Origin of the sequence: Thiocystis minor, assembly GCF_016653465.1 — a bacterium.
Classification (GTDB): Bacteria; Pseudomonadota; Gammaproteobacteria; order Chromatiales; family Chromatiaceae; genus Chromatium; species Chromatium minus.
In genome coordinates this window covers 1-7,260 of sequence record NZ_NHSQ01000096.1, presented here as the reverse complement: position 1 = coordinate 7,260, position 7,260 = coordinate 1, and the positions used below count along the sequence as shown (strand labels likewise).

Sequence of the window (7,260 nt, the reverse complement as noted above, 5' to 3'; positions counted from 1 at the left end):
GTCGACGCCCAGCGGCTCGGCCATCTGATCGACCTGGTCGGCGAGCTGGTCACCAGCAGCGCCGCGATCCGCGTCATGGTCCAGCGCGCCGGCATCGAGGACATGACCGAAGTGGTCGACGGCGTCGACTATCTGGTGTCCGAGATCCGCGACAACGCCCTGCAACTGCGCATGGTGCCGATCGGCGACAGCCTCTCGCGGTTCCGGCGCGTGGTGCGCGACGCCAGCCAGGAACTCGGCAAATCCATCGAACTCGTCATCACCGGCGGCGAGACCGAACTCGACAAAACCGTGGTCGAAAAGATCACCGACCCGCTCACCCACCTCATCCGCAACGCCCTCGATCACGGCATCGAGTCGCCCGCGGTCCGCCAGTCCCAGGGCAAGCCCGCCACCGGTACCGTGCGCCTGAACGCCTACCACGACTCCGGGCACATCGTCATCGAAATCGAAGACGACGGCGCCGGCCTCGACCCCGCGCGCATCCGCGCCAAGGCCGAGGCCAAGGGACTGGTCAAACCCGAGGAGCTGCTCAGCCGCGACGACACCCTGCGCCTCATCTTCGCCCCCGGCCTCTCCACCAAGGACCAGGCCACCAATCTGTCCGGGCGCGGGGTCGGCATGGACGTGGTGCGGCGCAACATCGAGGCGCTGCGCGGCACGGTCGAACTCGACAGCGTCCTGGGCGAAGGCACCAAAGTCACCATCGTCCTGCCGCTCACGCTCGCCATCATCGAAGGCTTTCTGGTCGGCGCCGGGCGCGACCAATACGTCATCCCGCTCGCGCAGGTCGCCGAATGCGTCGAGCTGAGCGCCCTCGACACCCTCCAGCGTCACGGCGAGCACTACATCAACCTGCGCGGCGAAGTGCTGCCCTTCATCCGGCTCACCGACCTCTTTCAGAATGCCGGCGCGCGCGCGGCGGGCCAGCGCGAGAGCCTGGTCGTGGTGCGCTTCGGTCATCACAAGGTCGGGCTGGTGGTCGACACCCTGCTGGGCGAATTGCAGACCGTCATCAAACCGCTCGGCAAGCTGTTCGAGCGCCTGCGCGGGGTGGCCGGCGCGACCATTCTCGGCACCGGGGACATCGCGCTGATTCTCGATGTGGCGGAGTTGGCCGCCATCGGGCAGGGCGGTCGGCAGGCCGCCGCAAAACATTCATCGAATCGTTGATCTTGTAATAAATAAACGGACTCAATAGGAGCGTCTGATGTTTCATTCCATGACGATGGCCAAAAAACTGATCCTCGGTTTTGGCACCGTGCTGTTCCTGCTGATCGTGATGAGCGTCCTGTCCTTCATCGCGATTGACGGCGCCTCCACTGGGTTCGCCTCCTATCGCGAAAAGGCGATCAGGGCCAACCGCCTGGGCGAAATGCAGGCCAATATGCTGATGGGTCGGATGCAGGTGATAAAATACCTCAAGAGCCACAGCGACAAGGACGAAAAGGAGTTCCAGAAATACCTGGACGCCACGAATGTGATTCTCAAAGAGATGGCCGCTATCATTCGGGATCCCGAGCGGCTTGGGTTGCTGAATACCTCCGGCACCAATATCGAGACCTACGCCAAGGCGTTCGAGGACGTGGTCGCGCACACGCGCGAGGCCGACCGTCTCGATGTCGAAGTCCTGTCGACCACGGGTCGCGAGATCGAGCAGCGGTTGACCAAGATCCTGGAGAGCGCGAACCAGGACGCCGACAGCGAGGCGGTTCTGGCATCGGCGCGGGGTCTGCGCAGCCTGTTGCTGGCGCGACTCTATGTGCGCCGGTTCCTGAGCGACAACGATCAGCCCTCGGTCGATCGGGTCAATAAAGAATGGGCCGATCTCGATACTCAATTGAGCGAGATGGGCGCCACCCTGCAGAATCCTCAGCGTCGCTCCTGGCTCGACGAGGCGGTGCGCTATAAGTCCGAATACAAGACGGCCTTTGATCGTGCGGTGCAACTGGTCAAGGATCGCAATCGTCTCGTGACCGAGACGATCGATGTCCTGGGGCCTAAGTTTGCCGCCGATATCGACGAGGTCAAGCTGTCCTATAAGCAGGAGCAGGATGTCATCGGACCCCAAGTGCAGGCATCCAACGACCGCGCCATCCTGATGATTTCGATCCTGTCGGCCATTGCGCTGTTGTTGGGCGTGGGCATTGCGTGGCTGATCATTCGCGCCGTCATGGGCCAATTGGGTAAGGATCCTGCGATCATTGCCGAGGTGACTCGCAAGGTTGCGGTCGGCGATCTGGCGATCGAGTTCGATCAGACCAATCTGCGCGGTGTCTACAAGGACATGCACGGCATGGTCGAGCGCCTGCGCCAGATCGTGGGCGAGGTGCGGGTGGGGGCCGACAATCTGTCCTCGGCCTCCAGCGAGGTGAGTTCCACCGCACAATCGCTGAGTCAGGGCGCCACCGAGCAGGCGTCGAGCGTCGAGGAGACCACCGCCAGCATCGAGCAACTCAACGCCTCGGTGCAGCAGAATACCGAGAACGCGCGGGTCACCAACGGCATCGCCAAGAGTTCGGCGGAAGAGGCACGGCGCGGCGGCGAAGCGGTCAAGCGTACGGTCAGTGCTATGAAGGAGATCGCCAGCAAGATCGGGCTGATCGAGGACATCGCCTACAAGACCAACCTGCTCGCGCTCAATGCCGCCATTGAGGCGGCGCGCGCCGGCGAGCACGGCAAGGGTTTTACCGTGGTCGCGGCCGAGGTCCGCAAGCTGGCCGAAAACAGCGGCGTCACCGCCCAGGAGATCAACCAACTGGCCACCAGCAGCGTCTCGATCGCCGAGGAGGCCGGCAAGCTGCTCGAACAGATGGTGCCCAATATCGTCAAGACCGCCGATCTGGTCGAGGAAATCACCGCCGCCTCGGGCGAACAGGCGACCGGCATCAGTCAGATCAACGAGGCCATGAGCCAGCTCGACAAGGCCACCCAGCAGAACGCCTCCTCCTCCGAGGAGCTGGCGGCGACGGCGGAAGAACTCAGCGGTCAGGCCAGCCAGTTGCAGGAGACCATGTCGTTCTTCCGCACCGGAGCGTCCAGCGGGCGGACCAAGTCAAGACCTGCCACCAAGACGCGCGCGCCGCAGCGGAACAGCCATGTGGACGAGGACTTCGCCGACACCTCGGTCGACGCGGACTTTGCCCACAAGGACTTCGAGCGGTTTTGACCGGAGGCTGACATGGGAGAACTCGTGGTGAGCAAACAGACGGCCGGCGCGAGCCGCGGCGACGCCGCCGATGAGGTGACCCAGTACCTGACCTTTTCGGTGTCCGATGAGCGCCTGGCGATGTCGATCAACGCGGTCAAGGAAATCATCGAGACCCCGCAGGTGACGCGGGTGCCGATGACGCCGGACTATATTCGCGGCGTCATCAATCTGCGCGGCAGCGTGGTGCCGGTCATCGATCTGGGCGCGCGGCTGGGGCGCGGCCCGCTAACCCTGACCAAGCGCAGTTGCGTGGTCCTGGTCGAGGTCCAGGTCGGCGACGAGGGGCATGTGCTGGGGATGCTGGTCGACGAAGTCAAGAACATCCTCGATATCCCCCCCGAGGACGTGAAGCCGCCGCCCGAGTTCGGTTCCGAGATCCGCACTGACTTTATCGAGGCGATGGGGCGGGTCGACGATGTGTTTGTTATCATCCTGAGTGTCGATCACGTCCTGTCGGTTCAGGAGTTGGCGGCACTGCGTCGACTGAGCGACGAGGCTGCCCCGCATACTCCGGATGCGGATACTTAGTGACGTTGTGTTGGCGATCGTCAACCGAATATCATCCGGCTGACGAGGCGGCGATTTTTTGAAATAACCTTGCCAGCAAGGTCGCGGAATCTCGATTGCCGACAGTCGTGGTGGGTTCGCAACCTGCTCCCGCAAGGTCGGCGAAGGAGATGGCGTGTTCCGAAAATCGCCTTAAACCAACGAGTAAGCGTGCATGCAACACTGGTTTTTCCTGGCTGGCGCAATCGCCCTTGAGGTGGCGGGCACGACCGCCATGAAGCTCTCCGCGAGTTTCACCAAGCTGATTCCCTCGGTGCTGCTGTTTGTGTTTTATGCGGCCTCGTTTGTCGCACTGACCTTTGCGTTGAAGAAAATCGACGTGAGCGTCGCCTATGCCGTGTGGTCGGGTGTTGGCACCGCCCTGATTGCCGCCATCGGTATCCTGTATTTTCGTGAGCCGGCAACCGCTCTCAAGTTCATCAGCCTCCTATTGATCATTGCCGGTGTGGTGGGGCTCCTTCTCGGTGGCGAAAAACATTGAATCACTCTCTCCTTTTGATCGTCGATGACAGCAAGATGGCCCGCCTGATGATCGGCAAGCTCATCCGTGAGCTGCGCCCCGACTGGCGCATCGCTGAGGCTGCGAACGGCGCCGATGCCCTGGCGATGATCGGGGAGGAGCCACCCGCTTTCGTCAGTCTGGATATCAACATGCCCGGCATGAGTGGCCTGGAAGTCGCCGGCCGCATCCGTCTGCATTACCCGGAGATCCGTATCGTCATCTGCACGGCCAACATCCAGGACGCAGTGCGCAAGACCGCCGAGAAAGCCGGCGTCAAGTTTGTCGCCAAGCCGATTACCCCAGAGACGATCACCGAGATGGTGGGGCTGTTCGAGGAGTAATCCGGTGTTCCAACTCAACGAGCTGCAGTACGACGCGCTGCGAGAATTGTTCAATCTTGGCGTTGGGCGGGCTGCGCGCAGTCTGAGCCTTATGGTTCAGGACGAGGTTGAACTGTCCACTCCAGTCGTAACGCTGGTCAAGCCCGCCGATGTCGTTACGACCCTGCTTGGGTCGGAGTTCAGACAACTGAGTCTGGTGACGATCGACTTCGCCGGCCCCTTCGATGCGCAGGCCATTCTGCTCTTTCCGGAACGCAATGCCCTGGCGATCATCAGTCAGATGCTCGATCCCGATATGTCTCCGGAAGAGCTGTCCGAGTTCGAGCAGGAGGCGATGTGCGAAATCGGCAATATCATCCTCAATGCCTGTATCAGTGCCCTGGCCGATGAGTTCGGTGTCGAATTCCAGGGGGGGCTGCCGATGCATTACTTCAGCGATACCGATTCGCTGCCGCTCCTCGACCTTGAAGGGGATCGGATTGTCCTGCTGCTGCAAATCCATCTGACCATGCGCCAGGAACGGATTCAGGGCCATTTGATTTTCCTGCTCAGCGTCAGCTCCCTGTCCGTCTTGCGGGAGTGCGTCGACGCCTACCTGACGCGGGTTGGGCTCGCCTGATGCACCGCGAATTCAGTCAGCAACTTCTCGATCACCTGCAGGCAGGCATCATCTTGCTTGATCGCCAGGGACGCGTTCTCGCCTGGAACGCCTGGATGGTCCGGCATAGTCGGTTGACCTTGAGCGAGGTGGCCGCCAAACGCCTCGATGAGGTGTTCCCCGATGCGCAGCACACCCGGTTTCTGGACGCGATCGAGCAAGCCTTACGTTTCCGGCTGTCGTCGATGCTGGCGCCCGGATTGAATGCCGCCGTTCTGCCGCTCGACCATCAACCGGGAGATCGCCGGCTCGTCCGGCGGATGCAGCCGCTGATCTATGTCACGCCCATGAGTGAAGCGTCCTGCGCCTGTCTGATTCAGATTCAGGACATGACCGCCATGGTGCGTCGGGAACGTCGGCTGCGTGCCCAATCCACGCAGTTGATCGCGACGACCTATCGCGATGCGCTCACCGGAGTGGGCAATCGCCGCCGCTTCGACCATGACCTGTCGTTATCGTTCAGCGATGCCCAGAACAAGCAATGCCCCTTGGCCTTGCTGATGATCGATATCGATGACTTCAAGGCTTACAACGATTGCCTTGGTCATCTCAAGGGCGATGAGTGCCTGATTCAGGTCGCGACGGCCCTGCGGGAGGGGCTGCGCCAGCGGGGCGATTCTCTCTCGCGCTATGGCGGCGAGGAGTTCGCCCTGCCGCTTCCCGAGGCGGATCGAGACCTTGCCTGCACCATCGCGGAACGCCTGCGTCTGCTGGTCGAGGGTCTCGGGTTGCCGCACCCGAATTCGCGCGTTGGCAAGCTGGTCACCGTGAGCATCGGCGTTAGCGCCATGGTCCCGGAGGGCGAGCATTCGCCCAGCGACTTGATCAGTCAGGCCGATCAGGCGCTCTACCAGGCCAAGGATGAGGGGCGAAATCGATGCGTGTATATCGGCGCGGATCTCCATGTCGTGCCTGTCTGTCCTCATCCCCTGGGACCGATTGCCGTGCCGTCGTCACGGAGGTAATCGGTTTGTTAGCGCGCGAACAGGTTTCCGCTGGCCATTCCGCCGACTCGGCGGTGGATGGTCCGGTATGATCCTGGACGACGAACGGCAGTCCTTTCTTCTGGCATTCACGGAAGAGGCAACGGACTTACTCCAGTCGATGGAGGACGCGCTCCTCGCGCTTGAAGGCGATCCAGACGATCACGAATCGCTGAACGCGGTCTTCCGGGCCATGCACACGATCAAGAGCATGGCTGGTGTCTTTGGTTATACGCCCGTGGTGAACTTTACTCACGCGGTCGAGACCCTGATGGACAAGCTCCGGACCGGCCGCAGGATCCTGACCGCGTCACTGATCGCGACCCTGTTCGAATGCCGTGACCATACGGCGCGTTTGGTCGATTTCATTCTGGCCGATGTCGAGGGCGATGCGCCGCTGGACGAGGCTCTGGGCCGCGCGGGCGCGGCTCTGCTGGCCCGAATCGAGAAGCCCCGCGAGTTTGCTTCGGACACCGGCGGTGCGATGAGCCTCGCTCCAGCCATGACCCAAACCCGTACCGAAGCCCTGGCATCTACCGATGAGTGTAGCGAGCAGCGCATTCTGGAATCCGGTTCGGCGTATACCCGCTATCTCGAACTGCTGGCGATGCCGCCCGACGAACAAGTGGGTTGTATCGGTGATCTGCTGGTCTCGGTCGGTGCACTGACCCCACATGAGCTGACGCGCGCACTGCGGATTCAGAAAAGCGCCGACCAGGGATCGACGATGTCGGAGGGCCCTCCGGTCAAGCGGCGTCTGGGCGAGATCCTGGTCGAGCAGGGGGTCGCTACGCCAGATGTGGTCGGGCAAGCCGCAAGAACCCAGGAGGCTGTGCGTCACCGCCGCCAGGAAGAAACGCGCCAGATCCGCGTCGACGCCCAGCGGCTCGGCCATCTGATCGACCTGGTCGGCGAGCTGGTCACCAGCAGCGCCGCGATCCGCGTCATGGTCCAGCGCGCCGGCATCGAGGACATGACCGAAGTGGTCGACGGCGTCG

The 7,260-nt window shown here is 62.2% G+C and carries 8 protein-coding genes; all 8 read left to right on the top strand.

All coding sequences use genetic code 11. The annotated features are described in order from the left end of the window. The coding region (locus CCR95_RS14320) for a chemotaxis protein CheA (protein ID WP_201095603.1) at positions 1 to 1,173 on the top strand (1,173 nt) is incomplete at its 5' end. Between the two features lie 37 nt (positions 1,174 to 1,210). Continuing rightward, the gene (locus CCR95_RS14315; RefSeq protein WP_201095601.1) at positions 1,211 to 3,169 is read left to right on the top strand and encodes a HAMP domain-containing methyl-accepting chemotaxis protein; all 1,959 of its coding nucleotides are present in this window, start codon (positions 1,211 to 1,213) and stop codon (positions 3,167 to 3,169) included. A gap of 12 nt (positions 3,170 to 3,181) precedes the next feature. After that, positions 3,182 to 3,739, top strand: coding sequence for a chemotaxis protein CheW (locus CCR95_RS14310; RefSeq protein ID WP_201095600.1), 558 nt, complete (start codon positions 3,182 to 3,184; stop codon positions 3,737 to 3,739). A gap of 193 nt (positions 3,740 to 3,932) precedes the next feature. Next, positions 3,933 to 4,259 carry a DMT family transporter gene (locus CCR95_RS14305; protein WP_201095598.1) on the top strand — a complete coding sequence of 109 codons (327 nt, stop codon included), beginning with the start codon at positions 3,933 to 3,935 and terminating at the stop codon, positions 4,257 to 4,259. Between the two features lie 14 nt (positions 4,260 to 4,273). Next, positions 4,274 to 4,621: a response regulator transcription factor gene (locus CCR95_RS14300; protein ID WP_242523255.1), complete on the top strand. Its 348-nt coding sequence runs from the start codon at positions 4,274 to 4,276 to the stop codon at positions 4,619 to 4,621. Between the two features lie 4 nt (positions 4,622 to 4,625). Further along, positions 4,626 to 5,240 (top strand): chemotaxis protein CheX, encoded by a 615-nt coding sequence (locus CCR95_RS14295; RefSeq protein ID WP_201095594.1) that lies wholly within the window; start codon positions 4,626 to 4,628, stop codon positions 5,238 to 5,240. Further along, positions 5,240 to 6,244 carry a GGDEF domain-containing protein gene (locus tag CCR95_RS14290; protein WP_201095592.1) on the top strand — a complete coding sequence of 335 codons (1,005 nt, stop codon included), beginning with the start codon at positions 5,240 to 5,242 and terminating at the stop codon, positions 6,242 to 6,244. Before CCR95_RS14295 ends, CCR95_RS14290 begins: the two co-directional genes overlap by 1 nt. A gap of 67 nt (positions 6,245 to 6,311) precedes the next feature. Next, positions 6,312 to 7,260: Hpt domain-containing protein (locus CCR95_RS14285; RefSeq protein ID WP_201095588.1), on the top strand; the 949-nt coding region annotated here is incomplete at its 3' end.